General features: G+C 67.8%; 1 protein-coding gene. It reads left to right on the top strand.

The window, feature by feature from the left end:
* On the top strand, nucleotides 1–283 hold a 283-nt coding region (locus tag EN808_RS35975), incomplete at both ends, for a glycosyl hydrolase family 8 (RefSeq protein ID WP_245525215.1).

Here is a 283-nt window from a genome sequence, read left to right as displayed (position 1 = left end):
CGCGAAGCCGCATATCAGCGACACGAACAACGCTTCCGACGGCGATCTGCTGATCGCTTATGGCCTGGCGTTGGCTGGCGAGGCATGGCACCGTCCCGACCTTACCCAGGCCGCGACCGGCATGGCGATGGCGCTCGCCGCCGGCAGCCTGGAGAAGGTGGGCGACCTCGTTCTGCTCAAGCCCGGCAATTCCGGCTTTGCCGCCGGCGACCGTCCCGACGGCCCGGTCGTCAATCCGTCCTACTGGGTCTTCGAGGCGCTTCCGGTGATGGCCGAGCTTGCC

Source organism: Mesorhizobium sp. M8A.F.Ca.ET.165.01.1.1, assembly GCF_004792065.1.
In the GTDB taxonomy this organism is placed as follows: domain Bacteria; phylum Pseudomonadota; class Alphaproteobacteria; order Rhizobiales; family Rhizobiaceae; genus Mesorhizobium.
Note: the sequence above shows the minus strand (reverse complement) of the source record. Positions and strands in the feature narration are given on the sequence as shown.